This window comes from Bradyrhizobium sp. WSM1417 (assembly GCF_000515415.1).
In the GTDB taxonomy this organism is placed as follows: Bacteria; Pseudomonadota; Alphaproteobacteria; order Rhizobiales; family Xanthobacteraceae; genus Bradyrhizobium.
The window spans coordinates 3362019-3380941 of record NZ_KI911783.1 but is presented as its reverse complement, the minus strand read 5'-3'; the positions used below and the strand labels follow the sequence as shown (position 1 = coordinate 3380941).

Sequence of the window (18923 nt, the reverse complement as noted above, 5' to 3'; positions counted from 1 at the left end):
GCCGCGAGGCCCCTCTTCCTTGACTACAGCGCCGCGAGCACTGCCTTCGTGATGTCGGCGGTGCCATTGCTGCCGCCGAACTCCATCGGCTTGAGGCCGCCGGCGTAGACCTTGTCCACAGCGCGCTCGATTTGCTCGCCGGCCTCGGCGGCGCCCTCGACACCGTGCTTGTCGGCGAGCCAGTCCAGCATCATTGCAGCAGACAAGATCATCCCGGTGGGATTGGCCTTGCCCTGCCCCATGATGTCGGGCGCGGTGCCGTGGCACGGCTGAAACACCGCGTACTTGTCGCCGATGTCGGCCGACGGCGCCATGCCGAGGCCGCCGATCAGGCTCGCGGTGATGTCGGAGACGATGTCTCCGAACATGTTCTCCATCACCATCACATCGAAATCCCAGGGACGCTTCACCAGCATCGCCGAGCAGGCATCGACATAGAGCCGGTCGGTCTTCACCTCCGGATGACGCTTGGCGATCTCGTCGAAGATGCCGCGGAAGAACGCAAAGGCCTTGAACACGTTCGCCTTGTCGACGCAGGCCAGCATCCCCGGCTTGCCGCGCGCCTTGCGCCGCTCGGCGAGGCGAAACGAGAACTCGAACAGGCGCTCTGACGTCTTGCGCGTGATCACCATGGTCTCGCGCGCCTCCTCATGGGTGACGACGCCCTTGCCCATCGAGGCGAACAGGCCTTCGGTGGACTCCCTGATCACGACCAGATCGATGCCGCGCTGGTCGGCGCCGACGATCGGGCTCGGCACGCCCGGAATGAGCCGCGCGGGGCGCACACCGGCATAGAGATCGAAGATGAAGCGCAGCTCGATCTGCGGCGCGATCTCGGTGTTGTCGGGATAGCGCACCGACGGCAGGCCGCAGGCGCCAAGCAGGATCGCGTCCGCCTCCTCGCACAGCTTGATGGTGGTATCGGGCATCGACTTGCCGGCGGCGAGATAATGATTGGCGCCCGCCGGCGCCTCGGTGAAGCGGAAGCTCAAGCCGGATTTCGTCTCGATCTTGCGCAGGACTTCGATGGCCGGCGCCATGACTTCGGGGCCGATGCCGTCACCGGCGAGCACGGCAATGTGGAAGGCGTTATTTGCGGACATGGGGCTTCCGAATGAAGGAGAGAGACTCATCATTGCGAGGAGCTCTTGCGACGAAGCAATCCAGACTGTATCCGCGGAGGGATTTCTGGATTGCTTCGCTACGCTCGCAATGACGGAGGATAGAGCGTTGGTTACGGCGTCAGCACCGTGCGGCCGACCACCGCGCCCTGCTGCAACTGCACCAGCGCGTCGTTGGCTTTGGCGAGCGGCTGCCGCGTCACCGGGATCGGCGCTATGTTTTTCGCTCGCACCAGGTCGAGCAGCTCCTGCGTCTCGCGCAAATTGCCGACATAGCTACCCTGGATCGTCACCGCCTTGATCGGAATCAGCGGCAGCGCCCAGGTCGCCCCGCCGCCGAACAGGCCGACGATGACGAGCTTGCCTCCCTTGGTCAGGCAGTCGAAGCCGAGTTGCGTGGTGGCGGCGTTGCCGACCAGATCGAGCACGGCGCGGATGGGACCACCGGCTTTCTTGGCAAGCTGCTCCAGCGCGTCGGGCGCCTTGGGATCGACGGTCGCGAGCGCGCCGGCTTGCTCCGCGGCTTCGCGCTTCTTCGCGTCGATGTCGACCATGATCGCGCCCTTGCCGCCCATCGCCTTCAGCAGCGACAGCGCCATCAGGCCAAGTCCGCCGGCACCGAACATCACGATCGGCGTGTCGAAGTGCTGCTCGAGCTTCTTCAGCGCGCTGTAGGTCGTGACGCCCGAGCAGGCGTAGGGTGCGGCCGACGCGGGATCGAGGCCTCTCAGATTGAGCAAATAGCGCGGATGCGGCACCAGCATGTGGTCGGCATAACCCCCGTCGCAATAGACGCCGAGCGAGCGCGGCGTCAGGCACATGTTCTCGTCGCCGGCGAGACAGGTCGCGCATTTGCCGCAACCGATCCAGGGATAGACCAGCCCGACATCGCCGATCTTCACGTCGCCCTGGTCCGACGACTTCACGTCGGGGCCGAAGGCGAGGATTTCACCGACGGTCTCGTGCCCCATCGTCAGCGGCAAGTTGATGCCGCGGTCCTTCAGCGACAACGGCTTGCGACCGTGGCCGAGATCGTAGCCACCTTCCCAGATGTGGAGGTCGCTGTGGCAGACGCCGGCGGCCTTCACCTTGATCAACACCTGCGTGCCGGACGGCTGCGGCGTGGCCTCGTCGAACTCCTGCAGCGGCGCCTTGAAATCGGCGACCTTGAAACTTTTCATTGGCGTCCTCCCGGATACTTTTCTTGTCGTCGCCACCATGGCATGGGCGGCAGGACGAGACAAACTCGGACCTGTCTAGTTGAGGCCGACGGATGATGGCAAGCCGGCCACGCGCAAAGCCGCATTGCTCGCTGCACGAAGCTGTCCGTCAACCTTGCCGTCAGGTTTGCGCGGCTGTTTTGCCTGACGGAATTGGTCCACCGTCGGTGAGCCCGATCTCCGCGCGCAACCGGTCGGTGTGCTCGCCAAGCACGGCCATCGTCTTGGCCGGTGTCGTATCGGCACCCGTCATCCGGAACGGCAGATTGAGGACCTGGAACGAACCGCCTTCGTCCTCCACAGACGAGAGGGCCTGACGATGCGCGAGCTGCGGATCGGCCAGTGCCTCGGACACAGTGCGGTAGGCCGAGGCCGGCACGCCGGCCGCACCTAGCGCGACAAGACAGACATCGGTCGAGAGCTGCCGCGACCAGGCCTCGACACCGTCCATCAAGTCGGCCCAATTGTCGCGACGCGCGGCGTAGGTGGCAAAGCGCGGATCGGAGATCCATTCGCGGCGGCCGATCACGCCCATCAGTCCCTGAAACGTCTTCTCGCTGGCGACCGTGATCATGACATAACCGCTCGCCGTCTCGGTCGGCCCGAACATCGGGCGCGGCGGCGGCTTCACGGTGAACTGCGAGTTCTGTAACTCGATCAATGTCAGCGTCAACATCGATTCCAGCATGGAGACGTCGATGTGCTGGCCGAGGCCGGTGACCGTGCGCTGGTAGAGCGCCGACGCGATCGCGCCAAACCCGTAGGTGCCGGTGACGACGTCGGCATGGTAGATGCCGCAGTAATCCGGGCGGCTGCGGCCGGGCTGGTAGGCGAGATGCGCCATGTCGTAGCCGGACGCCGCATGGATCACCGGCGCGTAAGCCGGCAGCTCGGCCGACGGGCCGCTCTGGCCGTAGCCGGAGATCGAGCAGTAGATCAGCTTCGGGTTGACGGCGCGCATTCTGTCATAGTCGAGCCGCAGCCGGTGCATCACGCCGGGGCGAAAGTTCTCGACCAGGATGTCGGCCGTCGCGGCCAGCCGGCAGACCGCCTCCTTGCCGTGCTCGGACTTGAGGTCGAGCACGACGCTCTTCTTGCCGACATTGAGCTGGCCGAATACAGTGCTGCAGCCCTTGCGCAGTGGCGGCCGTGTCCGCATCGTCTCGCCGCCGTCGGTCTCGATCTTGATGACCTCGGCGCCCATGTCGGCGAGCATCCGCGCACAATGGGGACCGGCAATGGTGGTTGAAAAATCCAGGACCCTGAGGCCGGCGAAGGCCTTTGTCGTCGTTCCCTCATGCTTATCTGATAGCTGCATGCCTGCTTGCGTCCTCGGGTCAGTTAGGAACTATCGAAGTTCTTTGTTGTTCGTGCGCCGACCCTAGAGGGCGGCGGCTGAGTAGGAAAGTCTTTACCGAACGGACGCGTCTGGCGGGCGGCCTTGGGAATTCCGGGGCAACTGGACCCGTTCTTGCATAGCAGCAATCGGGCTCCGGCAGAGGGCAGCAGTTCTTGAGGGTCTTGTTCGTTACGACAGAGATGGACGACTTTGTCCGCGTCGGCGGACTCGGAGCCGTTTCCGCTGCACTCCCCCGAGCCCTCCGTCCTTTCGCCGACATCCGGGTCATGCTGCCCGGCTATCGCGACATCATCGAACAACTCACGCATATTCAGATCGTTGGCCGCTGTCCGGCGTTCGCGGAGATGCCGGCCTGCTCCCTCGGCCGGGCCGCGACCAAGGACGGCCTGCCGGTCTATGTCCTGCTGTGCTCGCAACTCTACGACCGGCCCGGCAACCCCTATGGCGACGAGTCCGGGCGCGACTGGCCCGACAACGACATCCGTTTCGCGCGCTTTGCCTCAGCAGCCGCTGAGCTCGCGATGGGCACGCTGGACAAGGATTGGGCAGCAGACCTGATCCATGCCAATGACTGGCAGGCTTCGCTCGTGCCGGCCTACCTCGCCTGGCGCGGCTCCAAGCTGCCGTCGATCCTGACCATTCACAACCTTGCCTATCAGGGCCTCTTCCCGAAGGACTCGCTACGGCGGATCGGCGCACCGGAGAGCTCCTTCCATATCGACGGCGTCGAGTTCTACGACCAGCTCTCCTTCCTCAAGGCCGGGCTGGTCTACGCATCGCATCTCACGACCGTCAGCGGCACCTATGCGCGGGAGATCACCACGGATGAATTCGGCTGCGGTCTCGAAGGCCTGCTTCGAGTCCGCTCCGACGCGGCCGAGCTCACCGGCATCCTCAACGGCATCGACGAGAGCTGGGACCCCCGTTCCTGCGCCCAGCTTGCCCAGCAATTCGGCGCCGGCGACTGGGTCGGCAAGAAGGCCAATGCAGACTATGTGCGCAAGCAGTTCGGGCTTGCGGTATCGCGCGGCCCGATGTTCGGCATCGTCGCCCGGCTGGTGCACCAGAAGGGCATCGACCTCGTGCTGGCGGCGGCCGATGAGATCGTCGATGCCGGCGGGCAGATCGTGGTCACCGGCTCCGGCGAGCCGGCGCTTGAGCAGGCGCTGATCGACGCGCATCGCCGGCGCCCTGACGCGATCGGGGTCGTGATCGGCTTCAACGAGGCCCAGGCGCGCCGCATCTTCGCCGGTAGCGACTTCACATTGATGCCGTCACGCTTCGAGCCCTGCGGGCTCAGCCAGATGTACGCCCAACGCTTCGGCTCGCTGCCGATCGGCCACCAGACCGGCGGCCTCGCCGAGACCATCACCGACGGCGAAACCGGCTTCCTGTTCTCAAAACCTTCCCACGAATCCTTCCTCGGCGGCATCCGCCGGGCGTTCTCCGCCTTCGTGGCACAGGACCAGCTCGACACCATGCGTCGCAGTGCGATGGGACGCTCGTTCTCCTGGAGCATCCCGGCCGGCAGCTACAACGCGCTGTACCGGAAGCTGGCGGCGGTGTGAGGCCTGCGTTTCCTCGTCATTGCGAGCGTAGCGAAGCAATCCGGACTGTTTCCGTGGCAGCAGCCTGGATTGCTTGGTCGCAAGGGCTCCTCGCAATGGCGGTGGTTTGTGGCAATGGCGGAGGACTTCACCCCCTCCCGCGCTGATCCATCTGCGGGCGGCCGATCCAGGCACGGTTGAGGCACCGCGTCATCCAGTCCGGCTGCGGCTCGCCGCGCAGCCGCGCTTGCGCTTCCTGGTAGGGACCGACATAGCGCAAGCGATCCGGCAATTTCGGATAGACGCGTTTTATCCATCGTAGCGCATTGTCGGCTGCCCTCTTGTCGCGTTCGTCAAGCTCGAACCCGAATCCCACCCGCAGGCGTTCCGGCAGCAGGCATGCCGTAAGCGCGCGATACCAGCGCGGCGGACGCAACCACGGGCGCGCTCCACCAAAGATCTGCGCGGCGATCTCGCGCGCGGCCGGACTGACAGTCAGCGTATCCGATTGCGTCATTGTCGCGGTGTAGGCCGCAAAGTGCGACCAGTCCGCGGGCAGATCGTGCGCCGTCAACCCGAACAACGCACCGAACAACCGACTCTCGATCCAGTAGCGTTCGCGCTCCTCCACCGAGAGCGGCGGCAAGATCAGATCATGCGCCATCAGCGCGGTCTCGACCAGCGTGGCGTGAACCCAGCGCAGCGACGGGATGTCGTTGGCACGGTAGCGCGAGCCTGCCGCGAACGGACCGACGGTCTCCGGCATCTCGCCGACGATCATGCTGTGGCGCCGGTGCAATTGCCGCGACGACAACAGCGCGCGGTCAAGCGAGCCGAACACCATGGCGAAGACGATGTCGAAGGTGCGGTGAAATCGTCCGATCGGATCAGCAAAGGTTTTCGAATGCTCGGCGATGGCGGCGGCGACCCAGGGATGCGCGAGTTGAAGGAGCAGCGCCCGGCCCGCACCGAGGAAGATCACGGCCTCGCGGTCGATCCGCCAGGTCACCGTGTCAGGACCGAACACGCCGGCAACCGGTCCCGCCATATCAGCATGAACCTGATCGAGCGCCAGTTCCAGATCTCTCTCAGCGACCAATTGCAAGGCCCCCACGACGACGACAGCGGGCAACAATAACCTGGACCGCCTTCCCGTGAAATCGTCACTGCGAGAAACAATGACGGACGAAGCCCTCACTCCGCCGCAATCGGCATGACGTCCATATGTTCGTGCAGCACCACGCCCGCGAGCGGATCGAACTCGCCGACCCACGGCCTTCGCTCCAGCACTGACTTTGTGTGCGAATAGCCGGCATCCCAGCGCCGCATGATGCCGGACGGACTGAAGTCGATATCCTTGGTGTGGCTCTCGCGGTCGAGCTGCGGCGCCAGCAGGCGCACGACATGCATCCTGGTCGGGCAGCCATAGCTGGCCAATTCCCTCACCGCCGGATCGCTGCGCTCGCTCTCGGGCAGTCGTGCGGCGAGCTGGTTGATGACGTGGCGCAGGCGATGGGTTTGCTGCTGGCGCGTGATCTGGCTCGCGATCCGGCTGGAATATTGCACATCCTTGTGCCGGTTCAGCACCTCCGCCATCGTGGTCGGCTCGGCGCCGGCGGGATTCCACAAATGCACGGCGAGGATCAGCGAATTTTTGCGCGGATTGTCGTCGAAGACCGCTTCCGTCGGCGTGTTCGACAGAATGCCGCCGTCCCAATAGAGCTCGCCATCGATGCGTACCGCCGGAAACGCCGGCGGCAGCGCGCCCGACGCCATGACATGCTTCACCGTCAGCTCGCCGTCGCGGCTGTCGAAATAGCGCATCTGGCTGCTGCGGACGTGAGCGGCGCCGACCGTCAACCGTGGCGCGCAGCGGTTGATCCGACCGAAATCGACGAGCTCGAGCAGCGTCCGCTCAAGCGGCGCCGTCGAATAGAAGCCGGCGTGATCGGCTCCGAGCGGATAGGAATCGCCCGCATGCGCCAATGGATTGGGACGGAAGAAGCCGGGAATGCCATGGGTCACGGTCGACCAATAGGCGAGCTTGTCATTGAAGCCGGGAAACGCGGTGCGCAGATTCCAGACCGGATTCTGCTCCATCCGTTTCCAGAACTCCTTCAGGCGCTGCAGCCGCTGGTCGGGCGCGTTGCCCGCAATGAGGCAGGCATTGATGGCGCCGATCGAGGTGCCGATGATCCAGTCCGGCTCGATGCCGGCTTCGTGCAGCGCCTGGTACACCCCGGCCTGATAGGAGCCGAGCGCACCGCCACCCTGAAGCACCAGCACCACCTGTCCGGGCAAATCCTTCGACACGTTGGTATCGCGCTTCACACCGTTCATATCCTGCTCCCTGAGAGCCCGTATCCTTGCCATGTTCGCTCCTCGCGATGTTTTGTTGCGCGCTCCCCTTCAATGCGCGGTCCAGCCTCCGTCGACGGGCAGCGCAATCCCGGTGATCGTGGCCGCTGCGTCGGTCGACAGAAATACGCTGAGCGCGCCGAGCTCCTCGACGGTCGAGAAGCGCTTGTTGGGCTGTTGCGCCAGCAGCACGTTGCGGATCACCTGGTCACGCGAGATTCCATGCGCCTTGGCCTGCCCATCGATCTGCGCCTCGACCAGCGGCGTATAGACATAGCCGGGACAGATCGCGTTGCAGGTAATGCCCTCTTCTGCCGTCTCCAGCGCGGTCACCTTGGTGAGCCCGACGATGCCGTGCTTGGCGGCGACGTAGGCCGCCTTGAACGGCGAGCCGACCAGGCCGTGCGCGGAGGCGATGTTGATGATCCGGCCGAACCCGTTCTGTCGCATTGCGGGCAGCGCGAGCCGCGTGGTGTGGAAGGCCGACGACAGATTGATCGCGAGGATCTGGTCCCATTTCTCGACCGGAAACTGCTCCAGCGGCGCGACGTGCTGGATGCCGGCATTGTTGATCAGGATATCCAGCCGGCCGCCCTGCGCAACCGTGGCCGCGATCATCTCGGCGATCGAATTCGGCCTGGTCATGTCGGCCGGCGAAAAGCTTGTCTTGACGCCGAACTCCGCCGCGATCTGCTCGCGCGTCCGGTCGAGCTCGGCCGCCACACCAAGGCCGTTCAGCACGATGTCGGCGCCGGCCGCGGCAAGTGCCCGCGCGATCCCGAGGCCGATGCCACTGGTTGAGCCCGTGACCAGCGCAACCTTGCCCGCGAGCGCCCGGGCGGCGGAGGTCTGCGGCTTGACGGACATATTCACTGGCAAAATCCTCCGACATGACGACTGGTGTTGAGCCGACTGTGAAGCATCCCCCGGTTTGACGGAAATGCCCGTTGGCTTCCGAAACCATGCCCGTGCGCTATTGCGGCCGGGATGTCATTCTCCGCTCCGATCGGCTAGCCTCCGCCTGGTCTTGCTGGAGAGCCGATCCAATGGAAATGCACCAGGTCCGCTATTTCCTCGCGGTGGCGCAGCTCTTGAACTTCACGCGTGCCGCCGAGGACTGCAACGTGACGCAGCCTTCGCTGACGCGCGCGATCAAACAGCTCGAAGCCGAGTTAGGCGGCGATCTGTTTCGCCGCGAACGGCCCGCGGCGCAATTGACCGAGCTTGGCCAGCGCATGCATCCGCTGCTGAAGCAGTGTTTTGATGCGGCCACCGGCGCACGCTCGCTGGCCTCCTCGTTCCGGAGCGGCGAGATCGGCGCGCTCCGCGTCGCGCTGACGCATTCGATCGACCTGTCGCTCCTCATCCCACATCTCAACCAGATCAAACGACAGTTCAACCGGCTCGAATTCCGCTTCCTGCGCGGCTCGAGTCGTGAAGTGGCCGATTTCCTGAAGAAGGGCGAGGCCGAGCTCGGGATTGCCGCCGACATCGACGAGGCCTGGGAGCGGCTCGATGTCTGGCCGCTGTTCACCGAGAGCTTCGAGCTCGTGGTCAGCGACGGACACCGCCTGGCCGGCCGCAGTAGCATCGAATTGGACGATTTGCGCGCGGAGCAACTGCTGAGCCGGACGTTTTGCGAGCATTCCGCCCGTATCTCGGCGAGCCTGCGCGAGCACGGCATCGCGGTCGAACAGGGGCACGAAATCTCGAACGAGCGCGACCTGATCGAGCTGGTCGAGGCCGACATCGGCGTCGCCATGGTGCCGCACACCTCGCCCGTTCCGGAGACACTGACGCGCGCTGCGGTCGCTGGGCTGGACGCCCGTCGCACCGTCAGTCTGTACGGGGTGGCCGGCCGGCAGCGCACGGCGGTGGCCAATGCCGTGATGCGCATGCTGCGCGGTGCGGATTGGCGGGAGATTGCGGGCTAGCAGCGACGCCGCTGCTAACCCTTTTTGGCCTCCCTGCTCGCGCCTTCCAACGCCTCGAGCAGATCATCGATCTCCATTCGCTTGCGAAAATCCGGATCGACGAAGCGGGCTTTCACGAGACCGTCGCGACCGACGACGAACACGGCCGGGATCGGCAGCATCCAGCCATCATTGCCGTGGAATTTCGCCATGTCCTGATAGGACAACAGGCTCTGGATCTCGGCACCGAGCCAGATCGCGAGATTGAGCGACAGCGCATAGCCGTTGTCGAGGTCGGTCAGAATCGGAAATGGCGCACCAGATTCCGCCTTGAGATGCCGGGTGTATTCCTGCGTCTCCGGCATGACCGCGACGATGCGCGCACCCAAGGACTCGATGCGATCCAGCGCCTGGACCACCGCGCGGACATTGAGCCGGCAATAGGGGCACCAATGGCCGCGGAAAAACATCACGGCGACCGGGCCGCTCTCCAGCAGTGAGGACAGCGCGACGAGACGCCCGTTCTCGTCGGGCAACATGAACGGCGGCATTGCGTCGCCCGGACGCGGCGCGGTCTCGCCGCCGCCGTTTCCATTCAACCTGGTCACCAGATGGTCGACGGCGTCGCCATAGGCCGGGAACACCTCGCGGCTGGCGGCGGCATAAGCGCGGAGCTGCTCGTTCAGCGTGCCATCCATGTCACGGCAGCGCTGGAAGGCGAGTTTGAGCCGCTCGGCATCGGCCGACGAGAGAGAGGTCATCTTGCGCTCCAGCGTTCAGGGGACGAATATTAGGTGCCCGATCCGGCCGCCCGCAAGGGGCGGCCGTCATGCGCGCGCGATCAGTTGACGTAGAAATTGCCGGTCGGATCCAGCCGCCCCGAGGTGGAATACAGCGATCCGTTGTTCATGAAGAAGACGGTTTTGTCGGGGACCTTCTTGGCGCTCTTCATCATGGCCTCGTGGTTCTTCTCCGCCGGGGCCATGGCCATCGCCGACATCTTGCCGGGTCCGCCATACATGTAGGCCATGCCGGCTTTGAAGTCCCATGTGGCCTCCGAGAAGGCCGATGTGGCGATGACCGCGAACGCAGCCGTGGCAATCAAGGTCTTGGACAATTTCGTCATGAGATGCTCCTCCGGATCGACGTGAACGCCCGCCAATCGGGCGCCCTGCCATCGAACACCACACGCTCGGGAAGCGGAAATGCCGATCCCCAATCGGTTCGATAGCGAGCGCGTATCGGGGCCGATAGCGCCGGTCTATCGCAGCGAGAGCGAAAGAGCATTTCAGAACGAGCGCTCTCTCGACGAAAGTCCCGACATAGCCGGCGACCATTGCGGTTGCGGCCAACACAGGAGACGTCCCGATGTTCAAGCATCACACATTGTCGCGCGCGGTCTGGCCCGGCCTCGCCATCCTCGGCGTATTGACGCTCTCGGTGCAGCCAGTCTCCGCCGGCGAATGTCCGGCCGACAAGATCAAGCCGAACGCGCAGCAGATGGTCGACTACAAGCCGGTCGGCGTCACCGACGTCACGCTCGGCGCCATCGACCTCAGCAAGCAGCCAGCACACATCGAGGGCCGCGAGTTGCGCTTCCGCAAGCTGACCATTGAGCCCGGCGGTATCGTGCCCTGGCACAGCCATGACGACCGCCCTGCCCTGATCTTCGTGCAGCAGGGCGAGATCGTCGAACACGCCTCCAACTGCGTCGATCCGATCGTGCACAAGGCCGGCGACATCCGTCCGGAGGTGTCCGGCACCTCGCACTGGTGGAAGAACCTCGGCAAGGAAACGGTCATTCTCTATGTCGGCGACGTCCGCAAGGACCCGCACGACCACAACATGTAACGGGCGCGCGACCCCAGCGCACGCGTGACGGAATGTGGCGCCCGCGATCCCCATGCTGCCCCGCATGCGGGCGCCACATTCATCACAAGGGAGGCCTGCCATGACCGATCTTTCCGCGCCGATCAAGCCGACCGCGATGACGATGGACGCGCATTCACCAGGTCTCGCGCTTCGCTCTCTCGTCATCGGCCTCACTGCCTTCCTCACCGTCGTCGACCTGTTCGCGACACAGGCAATCCTGCCCTCGCTGACACGTCACTACGGCGTCACGCCGGCGGCGATGAGCTTGGCGGTCAACGCCAGCACGTTCGGCATGGCCGTCGCAGGCCTCGTCGTCGGCTTTCTCAGCCCGCACATCGACAGGCGGACCGGCATCCTGCTTAGCCTGACCCTTCTCGCGATTCCGACGAGCCTGCTGGCGACTGCGCCCAATCTTGCCGTCTTCACCGGCCTGCGGGTCGCGCAGGGCCTCTGCATGGCATCCGCCTTCGCGTTGACATTGGCTCATCTCGGCGAGCAATGCAGCGCAATCGAATCTGGCGGCGCGTTTGCCGCTTACATCACGGGCAACGTCGCCAGCAATCTCGTCGGCCGGCTGGTCTCGGCCGCGATCGCCGATAGCCTTGGCCTGGCATGGAATTTCTATTTCTTCGCGGCCCTCAATCTCGCCGGCGCCGCCCTGGTCTATTTCACCATTGCGCGTGTACAGCCGACGCGCGCAACGGCGCCTGCGGCATCGGCGCTTGCCGCGACGATCGCGCAGTGGCGGGATTCACGGCTGCGTGCCGCCTACGTCATCGGCTTCTGCATCCTGTTCGCATTCATCGGCACCTTCACATTCGTCAATTTCGTTCTGGTTCGCTCGCCGCTGTCGCTGGGCATGATGGACCTCGGCTTCGTTTACTTCGTCTTCCTGCCGTCGGTGGTCACGACGTTGCTGGCCGGCAAAGTGGCGTCGCGCCTCGGAACGCGTCCGACGATCTGGGGCTCGCTCGCCATCGCAGGGATCGGCCTACCGCTGATGCTGGCTCCATACCTGGGCGCGGTCCTCGCCGGGATGGTTCTGGTCGGAATCGGCACCTTTTCCGCGCAAGCGGCTGCGACAGGATTCGTCGGACAGGCTGCGGCTGAAAACCGCGGCATCGCCAGCGGCACCTATCTCGCCTGCTATTTCTGCGGCGGCCTCATCGGCACCGCCGTCCTCGGCCGGCTGTTCGACGCGTATGGCTGGCATGCCTGCGTGGCCGGAGTGGGCCTGGCGCTCGCGATCGCGGCCCTGCTGACGCTCGCCTTGAAGCGCTAGCGCTTGGCCGGTGCCTCCTGCGGCGGCTCGTCGTCGGCGATGGCGCGCCAGGCGGCGCCGTCGAGATCGTCATACTGGCCGCTGCGGAGCGACCAGAGGAAGGCGACGAGACCGGCGAGACCGAGCATCAGCGCCAGCGGCACCAGGATGACCAGGATTTCCATCACTTGATCTCCCGCGAGGCGCTGCGCGCACGCACCGAATTCAGCATCACCAGGATCGATGATCCGCTCATGGCGGCAGCCGCGATCAGGGGTGTCACGACGCCGCTGATCGCGACCGGCACCGCGAGGACATTGTAGCCGATCGCAAGCCAGAGATTTTGCCGCATCAAATGCAGCGCCTTGCGCGACGCGTCGATGGCAGCGACGACCGGGGCCAGCGGCCGGCCGAGGAAGACGAGATCGGCGGTCGCCTGGCTCAAATGCGCGGCCGAGATCGGCGACATCGAGACGTGGGCGGCCGCCAGCGAAGGCGCATCGTTCATGCCGTCGCCGACCATCAGGACCTTCATGCCCCGCTGCTTCAAGACCTCGATCCGCGCGATCTTGTCGGCCGGGGTCACCCCAGCCCACCATTCGGAGATGCCCAGCGCATGGGCCGCCGCGATCACCGCCGGTTCACGGTCGCCGGAGAGAATCTCGATGCCGATATTGCGCGCCTTCAGCGCTGCGATCACAGCTTGCGCATCAGGGCGGAGGCCCTGGCGCACAGAGAGCAGGAATTTTTCGCTGCCCTTGCTGAAAGCCACGACGGAGGCTTCAGGATCGAGATTTGTCACGTCGGAGACCAGCGTCTCGGCGCCGCAGAAGGACGGACGGCCGAGGCGAATCTCGATGCCATCGACCACGGCGCGCACGCCCTGTCCGGCCTCCTCCACCGCGCCGACGATCGGCGATCTGGCGTCGGAGGCCTGCGCGACGGCAGCGGCGACCGGATGATGGCTCGACAGCGCAAGCCGCCCGGCAAGCTCGAAGATATCAGCGGGGATATCGGCCGCATTCATCACTTCGAGATCGGGCAGCGTCAGCGTGCCGGTCTTGTCGAAGATGACGTGATCGGCTTCCGCGAGACGCTCGATGGCATCGCCGGAATTCAGCAGGACACCCGCCTTGAACATCGCGCCCGAAGCCACCGTCTGCACCGTCGGAATAGCGAGCCCGAGGGCGCAGGGACAGGTGATGATCAGCACCGCGACGCCGGTCACGATCGCATCATGCCAGCCGGCGCCGGCGATGACCCAGCCGAGGATGGTGACGAGCGCGGTGGCATGCACCACGGGCGCGTAGAGACGCGAGGCGCGGTCGGCGAGCCGCATGTATCGCGAGCGCGCCTGCAGCGCATTGTCGAGCAGCCGCGTGATCTCGGCGAGCAGCGTCGCCTCGGAGGCCGCCGAGACCCGCACCCGCAAGGTCCCTGAGATGTTCATCGATCCCGCATAGACCGGCGTGCCCTGTTCGGCGGTGACATAGAGCGTCTCGCCGGTGATCAGGCTCTGGTCGATTTCGGAACGGCCCTCGATCACGGTGCCGTCGACCGCACAGCGCTCGCCGGGTCGCAGCAGCACGATGTCGCCGGGATAGATCGCGGCCACCGGCACTTGGGATATCTCGTCAGGCCCGACAAACTTGGCCGCGGTCTCCGCTTTGAGTGCGGCGAGATTGCCCGCGACCGCGCGGGTGCGCCGCCGCATGTTCTGGTCGAGGAAGCGGCCGACCAGGAGGAAAGTGAGCAGCATGATCGCCGCGTCGAAATAGGCGTGCTCGGCGTGGTTGATGGTCTCGACCACGGACATGCCGAGCGCCAGCGTCACGCCGATCGAGATCGGCACATCCATGTTGGTGGTCCTGGCCGACAGCGCGCGCCAGGCCGAGCGGAAGAACGGCTGGCCGGCATAGGCCGCCGCCGGCAATGCGATCAGCGCCGACAGCCAATGGAAGAAGTCGCGCTGCTCCGGCAGCATGTCCGAGACGTTGCCGGACCACACCGGGATCGACAGCATCATCACGTTCATGGTGGCGAACGCGGCGACGCCGAGGCAGCGCAGCAGGAAGCGTGATTCGGCGACCTCACTCGCCTCCGCGCTCTCGGTCTCGTAAGGATAGGCCTTGTAGCCGAGCTCCTCGAGGCGATCGATGAAGCGGGTCGGATCGAGCGTGCCCGCCTTCCATTCCAGCGCAACGCGCCGGTCGGTGAGGTTCACGCGCGCCAGCGTGACGTCGGGAATCGCGGACAGCCCGCGCTCGATCTTGGCCATGCAGCCGGCGCAGTGAACGCCCTCGACCGCGAGATCGATGTGCTGGACGCCCTCGCCCGCAGTCCGAACGTAATGCGAAAAATCCCGCGAGACGTGCATGGCAAAATCCTTCAGTTCAGGATCACGCGGTTGCGCGACATGAACACGCGCGTCCCCCGCGCCTCACCCTCGATCACCAGGTCCCACTGCCCCGGCGCGACCGATGCAGCATTGCCGCGATAGAGGCCGATACCGGCCTCGGAGAGCTCGATTGCGAGATCGGCGCGCTTGTCGGTCGGCCGCTCCAGGCGGCCGCCGAATTTCAGTCCGGTGATCGGCTGGCCGCTCGCGTCGCGCGCCTCGACCTGAAGCACGGCGCCGCCATCGGCGCGGCGCTCGACATGGGCGTTGACCTTCCATTTGCGCGCGGTCTGGTCCTGGGCCGCCGAGATCTCGCGGTCATAGGCGAGCCCCGCGGCATAGGGACTGTCGACGTCCGTGCCCGGCAGGGTCGCGATCGCGAGCTTCATCATGGTCACGTTGACGCCGATCACGACGCCGAAGAAGGCGACCAGCATCAGAAACACCTTGGTTCCAGTCAGCGGCTTGGTTGCCATGGCGGGCTCCTGATCCTACGGCGCGACGAAATTGTCGGTGGCGCTGGCGACTTCGCCGAGGCCGATATCGGTGACGTGAAAGCGAACCGGGATCGACTTTTCCGGATTGCCCTCCGCCGGCGCGGTCACGAGTAGCCGCAGCTCGCTGGTGGAGTCGCGCGGAACCACGATCATCGGCCGGTCCGGCGTCACGGAATCGACCCCGATGACATGGATCGTCGCATTGACCGGACCGTTCGCGTCGATCGCGATGACCCGGTCGTAGCCGCTCTTGTTGAGCAACCGCACCGTATAAGCGTTGCGGATCGAGCCATCGCTAAGCCTGACCGCGACCGGGTTGCGGTCGTGCAGCACGTTGACGTCGAGCAGGCTGCGGGTCGCCAGCGTATAGATCATGATGCCGCCGACCGCCGCGATGATCGCGCTGTAGGCGACGGTGCGAGCCCGGACGATGCGGTAGATCGGCGCCTTGCCTTCCTGGCGGCGCTGGATGTTGACGTCGTTGTCATAGCCGATCAGCCGCTTCGGCCGGCCGATTTTCGCCATCACGTTGTCGCAGGCATCGATGCAGAGCCCGCACTGGATGCATTCGAGCTGCGGTCCGTTGCGGATGTCGATGCCGGTCGGGCACACGGCAACGCATTGATAGCAGTCGACGCAGTCGCCGACTTGCTCGCCGAGCGCGCGCAGCTCGGCCGCCTTCTTCACCGACGTACGCTTCTCGCCGCGATCGTAACGATAGGTCACGTTGAGCGCCCATTCGTCGGTGAGCGCGGCCTGGATCCGCGGCCACGGGCACATATAGGTGCAGACCTGCTCGCGCATGAAGCCGGCGAGCACGTAGGTCGTAGCCGTCAGGATGCCGATCCAGATATAGGCGATCATCGGCGCCTGGAAGGTGACGAGTTCCCTGACCAGCGTCGGTGCGTCGTTGAAATAGAGCACCCAGGCGCCGCCGGTCCACCACCCGATCAAGAGCCAGATCGAATGCTTGAGCACGATCTCGGAGATGCGCTCCAGCTTCATCGGGTCGGACGATTTGTCCTTCTTCATCCGCTCGCGCCGGTCGCCCTCGACCAGACGCTCGACGGCATAGAACAGGTCCGTCCACACCGTCTGCGGACAGAGATAGCCGCACCAGATGCGGCCGCCGACCGAGTTCATCAGGAATAGCGCCACCGCGGCAACGATCAGCAGGCCGGTGAAGTAGTAGACCTCCTGCGGCCACAGCTCGATGAAGAAGAAATAGAAGCGGCTGTTGGGAAGATCGATCAGCACCGCCTGGCTCGGAGCACCGAGGCCGCGGTTCCAGCGCACGAACGGCAGGAAGTAATAGACGCCGAGGCAGAACGCCATCAGGCCCCATTTGATCCGGCGGAAGGTGCCGGAGATGCTTTGGGGATAGACTTTCTTCTGGGCCACATAGAGCGGCCCGTTGTCATCGTCTATTGGGAGGTCTTTTGGGTTCACGGGCCTGTTCATCGCCTGCAGCTTTCGAGAGGTGCGATAAAACCTAGACCCGACGCCGCCGCGTCAGTTGATCCAGCGCAAGCGGGGGCGTTTTTTGTTCGCCCCCGCTTGTTCCGAATTGGCTATTTTCCGCCGCCGAGCGAGTGGACGTAAACTGCCATCGCCTTGATCGTGGCGGGATCGAGCCGCCCTTCCCAGGCCGGCATCACACCCGCGCGGCCCTGGCTGATGGTCTCGATCAGCGACGCCTCGTCCGAACCATAGAGCCAGATCTTGTCGGTCAAATTGGGAGCGCCCATCTCCGGATTGCCCTTGCCGCCGTCGCCATGGCAGGCGACGCAATTCTCCGCGAAGATCTTCTCGCCCTTGGCCGCGTCATAGCCCTTGCGGGTCGGAAGGCCCGACAGTGCCCGGACATAGTTGGCGGCCGTGACGATTTCGTCCGGTTTCAGCACGCCGTCCTTGCCGAAGGCGAGCATCTGGCCTTCGTGCGCCTTAGCGTGGCCGGAACGTGCGCCGAACTGGATGGTCTGCATGATCTGGTCGAGCGATCCGCCCCACAGCCAGTCGTCGTCGTTCAGGTTCGGATAGCCCTTGGCACCCGCGCCGCCTGAACCGTGGCATGGTGCGCAATTGTCGCCGAACACGGTTTTGCCCTTGGCGCGCGCGAGCGCGAGCAGCGCCGGATCCTTCTCGATGTCGGCAAGCGAGGCCGCGCCCAGCGCAACCATCTTGGCCCCGCGGATCTTCTCGAGGTTGGCGAGCTCGACCGCGACGTCGGCGCGCGTCGAGTAGCCGAACAGGCCCGTGGTATTGCTGGAGATCAGCGGCCATGCCGGATACACGATCCAGTAGCCGATCGCCCAGACGATGGTGAGGTAGAAGGTGATTACCCACCAGCGCGGCAGCGGCGTGTTGAGCTCCTTGATGCCGTCCCACTCATGTCCGGTCGTGGACCTGCCGGAGACGGGATCGATGTCGCTATGATGATCGGTCATGATCTCTTACTCCTCCCGCAACGGCAGGTGTGCCGCTTCGTCGAAAGCTGCCTTGTTACGGGGCCATAATGCGTAGGCGATGATCGCGAGAAAGATCGCGACGAACACCGGCGTCCAGATCGTGGTCACGAGACCGGACGCGAGATTGTCGAGGGTCAGGATGGCTTTCATCGTTGGTGCCTTCTCAGCGAAGATTGGCTTTCTCGTTGTAGATCTTGAAGTCGACCAGCGTGCCGAGCATCTGGAGATAGGCGATCAGCGCGTCCATCTCGGTCGGCGTGCCGGCCTTGCCGTCGAAGTTGCGCACCACGGCCTTGGCGTAGCGCTTGGTGAAAGCGTCGGAGCCGGCATTGTCCGGATCGGCCTGGGCCTTCATGTCGGCGCTCGCATTGGCGATCTGGTCGTCGGTGTAGGGCGTACCGACGGTCCGCAGCGTGCGCATGTGGTCGGCGATCGTGTCCGGATCGACCTCGGTCTTGCTGAGGAACGGATAGCCAGGCATGACCGACTGCGGCACGATTGCGCGCGGGTTGGTCAGATGGGTGACGTGCCAGTCGTCGGAATATTTGGCGCCGACGCGGGCAAGATCGGGACCGGTGCGCTTCGAGCCCCACTGGAACGGATGGTCGTACATGCTCTCGGCGGCCAGCGAGAAATGGCCGTAGCGCTCGACCTCGTCGCGCAAGGGGCGGATCATCTGCGAATGGCAGAGATAGCAGCCCTCGCGGATGTAGACGTTGCGCCCGGCGAGCTCCAACGGCGTATACGGCCTGATCCCGTCGACCGCCTCGATCGTGCTCTTGAGGTAGAACAGCGGAGTGATCTCGACGAGGCCGCCGATCGCGATCACCAGCAGGATGCCAACGATCAGAATGATCGAGTTCTTTTCGAAGATTTGGTGGCGTGTCCAGAACGACATGGAAAACTCC

19 protein-coding genes are annotated in these 18923 nt (G+C 64.8%); 4 read left to right on the top strand and 15 right to left on the bottom strand.

What is annotated here, in order from left to right:
* Positions 1 to 23: 23 nt before the first annotated feature.
* The 3 genes from BRA1417_RS0116295 to BRA1417_RS0116285 all read right to left on the bottom strand — a co-directional run bounded on the left by BRA1417_RS0116295 (position 24) and on the right by BRA1417_RS0116285 (position 3659).
* Entirely contained in the window at positions 24 to 1103 is a 1080-nt protein-coding gene (locus BRA1417_RS0116295) for an isocitrate/isopropylmalate dehydrogenase family protein (RefSeq protein WP_027516668.1), read from the bottom strand.
* Between the two features lie 131 nt (positions 1104 to 1234).
* Positions 1235 to 2302, bottom strand: coding sequence for an alcohol dehydrogenase (locus BRA1417_RS0116290; RefSeq protein WP_027516667.1), 1068 nt, complete (start codon positions 2300 to 2302; stop codon positions 1235 to 1237).
* Positions 2303 to 2462: 160 nt separating this feature from the next.
* The gene (locus BRA1417_RS0116285) at positions 2463 to 3659 is read right to left on the bottom strand and encodes a CaiB/BaiF CoA-transferase family protein (RefSeq protein WP_027516666.1); all 1197 of its coding nucleotides are present in this window, start codon (positions 3657 to 3659) and stop codon (positions 2463 to 2465) included.
* 194 nt (positions 3660 to 3853) lie between these two features.
* Here BRA1417_RS0116285 and glgA point away from each other — a divergent pair, with 194 nt between their 5' ends.
* A complete protein-coding gene (gene glgA, locus BRA1417_RS0116280) occupies positions 3854 to 5269 on the top strand; it encodes a glycogen synthase GlgA (RefSeq protein ID WP_035968581.1) in 1416 nt (471 codons plus the stop codon).
* Positions 5270 to 5396: 127 nt separating this feature from the next.
* On the opposite strand, the gene BRA1417_RS0116275 is transcribed toward glgA, so the two are convergent.
* From BRA1417_RS0116275 to BRA1417_RS0116265, 3 genes are all read right to left on the bottom strand, one after another.
* Positions 5397 to 6347 (bottom strand): oxygenase MpaB family protein, encoded by a 951-nt coding sequence (locus tag BRA1417_RS0116275; RefSeq protein WP_027516664.1) that lies wholly within the window; start codon positions 6345 to 6347, stop codon positions 5397 to 5399.
* A 95-nt stretch (positions 6348 to 6442) separates the two neighbouring features.
* Positions 6443 to 7588 (bottom strand): patatin-like phospholipase family protein, encoded by a 1146-nt coding sequence (locus BRA1417_RS0116270; RefSeq protein WP_027516663.1) that lies wholly within the window; start codon positions 7586 to 7588, stop codon positions 6443 to 6445.
* Between the two features lie 69 nt (positions 7589 to 7657).
* On the bottom strand, positions 7658 to 8473 hold the full coding sequence (locus BRA1417_RS0116265; protein WP_156949190.1) for a 3-hydroxybutyrate dehydrogenase: 816 nt from the start codon (positions 8471 to 8473) through the stop codon (positions 7658 to 7660).
* 179 nt (positions 8474 to 8652) lie between these two features.
* On the opposite strand from BRA1417_RS0116265, the gene BRA1417_RS0116260 reads away from it, so the two are divergent.
* A complete protein-coding gene (locus tag BRA1417_RS0116260; RefSeq protein WP_027516661.1) occupies positions 8653 to 9540 on the top strand; it encodes a LysR family transcriptional regulator in 888 nt (295 codons plus the stop codon).
* A 14-nt stretch (positions 9541 to 9554) separates the two neighbouring features.
* On the opposite strand, the gene BRA1417_RS0116255 is transcribed toward BRA1417_RS0116260, so the two are convergent.
* Both BRA1417_RS0116255 and BRA1417_RS0116250 read right to left on the bottom strand, forming a co-directional pair.
* The gene (locus tag BRA1417_RS0116255; RefSeq protein WP_027516660.1) at positions 9555 to 10280 is read right to left on the bottom strand and encodes a peroxiredoxin-like family protein; all 726 of its coding nucleotides are present in this window, start codon (positions 10278 to 10280) and stop codon (positions 9555 to 9557) included.
* An 80-nt stretch (positions 10281 to 10360) separates the two neighbouring features.
* Positions 10361 to 10645 carry a hypothetical protein gene (locus tag BRA1417_RS0116250; protein WP_027516659.1) on the bottom strand — a complete coding sequence of 95 codons (285 nt, stop codon included), beginning with the start codon at positions 10643 to 10645 and terminating at the stop codon, positions 10361 to 10363.
* 242 nt (positions 10646 to 10887) lie between these two features.
* On the opposite strand from BRA1417_RS0116250, the gene BRA1417_RS0116245 reads away from it, so the two are divergent.
* Complete coding sequence (locus BRA1417_RS0116245; RefSeq protein WP_027516658.1) at positions 10888 to 11370, top strand: cupin domain-containing protein; 483 nt, start codon at positions 10888 to 10890, stop codon at positions 11368 to 11370.
* Between the two features lie 100 nt (positions 11371 to 11470).
* The gene (locus tag BRA1417_RS0116240) at positions 11471 to 12673 is read left to right on the top strand and encodes an MFS transporter (protein WP_027516657.1); all 1203 of its coding nucleotides are present in this window, start codon (positions 11471 to 11473) and stop codon (positions 12671 to 12673) included.
* On the opposite strand, the gene ccoS is transcribed toward BRA1417_RS0116240, so the two are convergent.
* The 7 genes from ccoS to ccoO all read right to left on the bottom strand — a co-directional run bounded on the left by ccoS (position 12670) and on the right by ccoO (position 18913).
* Complete coding sequence (gene ccoS / locus BRA1417_RS0116235; RefSeq protein WP_007607689.1) at positions 12670 to 12837, bottom strand: cbb3-type cytochrome oxidase assembly protein CcoS; 168 nt, start codon at positions 12835 to 12837, stop codon at positions 12670 to 12672. The two genes, BRA1417_RS0116240 and ccoS, sit on opposite strands and share 4 nt — an antisense overlap.
* The gene (locus BRA1417_RS0116230; RefSeq protein WP_027516656.1) at positions 12837 to 15029 is read right to left on the bottom strand and encodes a cation-translocating P-type ATPase; all 2193 of its coding nucleotides are present in this window, start codon (positions 15027 to 15029) and stop codon (positions 12837 to 12839) included. Before BRA1417_RS0116230 ends, ccoS begins: the two co-directional genes overlap by 1 nt.
* A gap of 11 nt (positions 15030 to 15040) precedes the next feature.
* Positions 15041 to 15526 (bottom strand): FixH family protein, encoded by a 486-nt coding sequence (locus BRA1417_RS0116225; RefSeq protein ID WP_027516655.1) that lies wholly within the window; start codon positions 15524 to 15526, stop codon positions 15041 to 15043.
* A gap of 15 nt (positions 15527 to 15541) precedes the next feature.
* Positions 15542 to 17008, bottom strand: a complete 1467-nt coding sequence (gene ccoG, locus BRA1417_RS0116220; RefSeq protein ID WP_027516654.1) for a cytochrome c oxidase accessory protein CcoG — start codon at positions 17006 to 17008, stop codon at positions 15542 to 15544.
* A gap of 110 nt (positions 17009 to 17118) precedes the next feature.
* Positions 17119 to 17994 (bottom strand): cytochrome-c oxidase, cbb3-type subunit III, encoded by an 876-nt coding sequence (ccoP, locus tag BRA1417_RS0116215; RefSeq protein WP_027516653.1) that lies wholly within the window; start codon positions 17992 to 17994, stop codon positions 17119 to 17121.
* A 6-nt stretch (positions 17995 to 18000) separates the two neighbouring features.
* Positions 18001 to 18165 (bottom strand): CcoQ/FixQ family Cbb3-type cytochrome c oxidase assembly chaperone, encoded by a 165-nt coding sequence (locus BRA1417_RS0116210; RefSeq protein WP_018457132.1) that lies wholly within the window; start codon positions 18163 to 18165, stop codon positions 18001 to 18003.
* A 13-nt stretch (positions 18166 to 18178) separates the two neighbouring features.
* Positions 18179 to 18913, bottom strand: coding sequence for a cytochrome-c oxidase, cbb3-type subunit II (ccoO, locus tag BRA1417_RS0116205; RefSeq protein WP_027516652.1), 735 nt, complete (start codon positions 18911 to 18913; stop codon positions 18179 to 18181).
* Positions 18914 to 18923 lie beyond the last annotated feature (10 nt).

Coding starts and splice junctions, on each gene's coding strand:
- BRA1417_RS0116295 (WP_027516668.1), bottom strand. CDS start 1,103: ATGTCCGCAAATAACGCCTTCCACATTGCCGTGCTCGCCGGTGACGGC.
- BRA1417_RS0116290 (WP_027516667.1), bottom strand. CDS start 2,302: ATGAAAAGTTTCAAGGTCGCCGATTTCAAGGCGCCGCTGCAGGAGTTC.
- BRA1417_RS0116285 (WP_027516666.1), bottom strand. CDS start 3,659: ATGCAGCTATCAGATAAGCATGAGGGAACGACGACAAAGGCCTTCGCC.
- BRA1417_RS0116270 (WP_027516663.1), bottom strand. CDS start 7,588: ATGAACGGTGTGAAGCGCGATACCAACGTGTCGAAGGATTTGCCCGGA.
- BRA1417_RS0116265 (WP_156949190.1), bottom strand. CDS start 8,473: ATGTCCGTCAAGCCGCAGACCTCCGCCGCCCGGGCGCTCGCGGGCAAG.
- BRA1417_RS0116260 (WP_027516661.1), top strand. CDS start 8,653: ATGGAAATGCACCAGGTCCGCTATTTCCTCGCGGTGGCGCAGCTCTTG.
- BRA1417_RS0116255 (WP_027516660.1), bottom strand. CDS start 10,280: ATGACCTCTCTCTCGTCGGCCGATGCCGAGCGGCTCAAACTCGCCTTC.
- BRA1417_RS0116250 (WP_027516659.1), bottom strand. CDS start 10,645: ATGACGAAATTGTCCAAGACCTTGATTGCCACGGCTGCGTTCGCGGTC.
- BRA1417_RS0116245 (WP_027516658.1), top strand. CDS start 10,888: ATGTTCAAGCATCACACATTGTCGCGCGCGGTCTGGCCCGGCCTCGCC.
- BRA1417_RS0116240 (WP_027516657.1), top strand. CDS start 11,471: ATGACCGATCTTTCCGCGCCGATCAAGCCGACCGCGATGACGATGGAC.
- ccoS (WP_007607689.1), bottom strand. CDS start 12,837: ATGGAAATCCTGGTCATCCTGGTGCCGCTGGCGCTGATGCTCGGTCTC.
- BRA1417_RS0116230 (WP_027516656.1), bottom strand. CDS start 15,029: ATGCACGTCTCGCGGGATTTTTCGCATTACGTTCGGACTGCGGGCGAG.
- BRA1417_RS0116225 (WP_027516655.1), bottom strand. CDS start 15,526: ATGGCAACCAAGCCGCTGACTGGAACCAAGGTGTTTCTGATGCTGGTC.
- ccoG (WP_027516654.1), bottom strand. CDS start 17,008: ATGAACAGGCCCGTGAACCCAAAAGACCTCCCAATAGACGATGACAAC.
- ccoP (WP_027516653.1), bottom strand. CDS start 17,994: ATGACCGATCATCATAGCGACATCGATCCCGTCTCCGGCAGGTCCACG.
- BRA1417_RS0116210 (WP_018457132.1), bottom strand. CDS start 18,165: ATGAAAGCCATCCTGACCCTCGACAATCTCGCGTCCGGTCTCGTGACC.
- ccoO (WP_027516652.1), bottom strand. CDS start 18,913: ATGTCGTTCTGGACACGCCACCAAATCTTCGAAAAGAACTCGATCATT.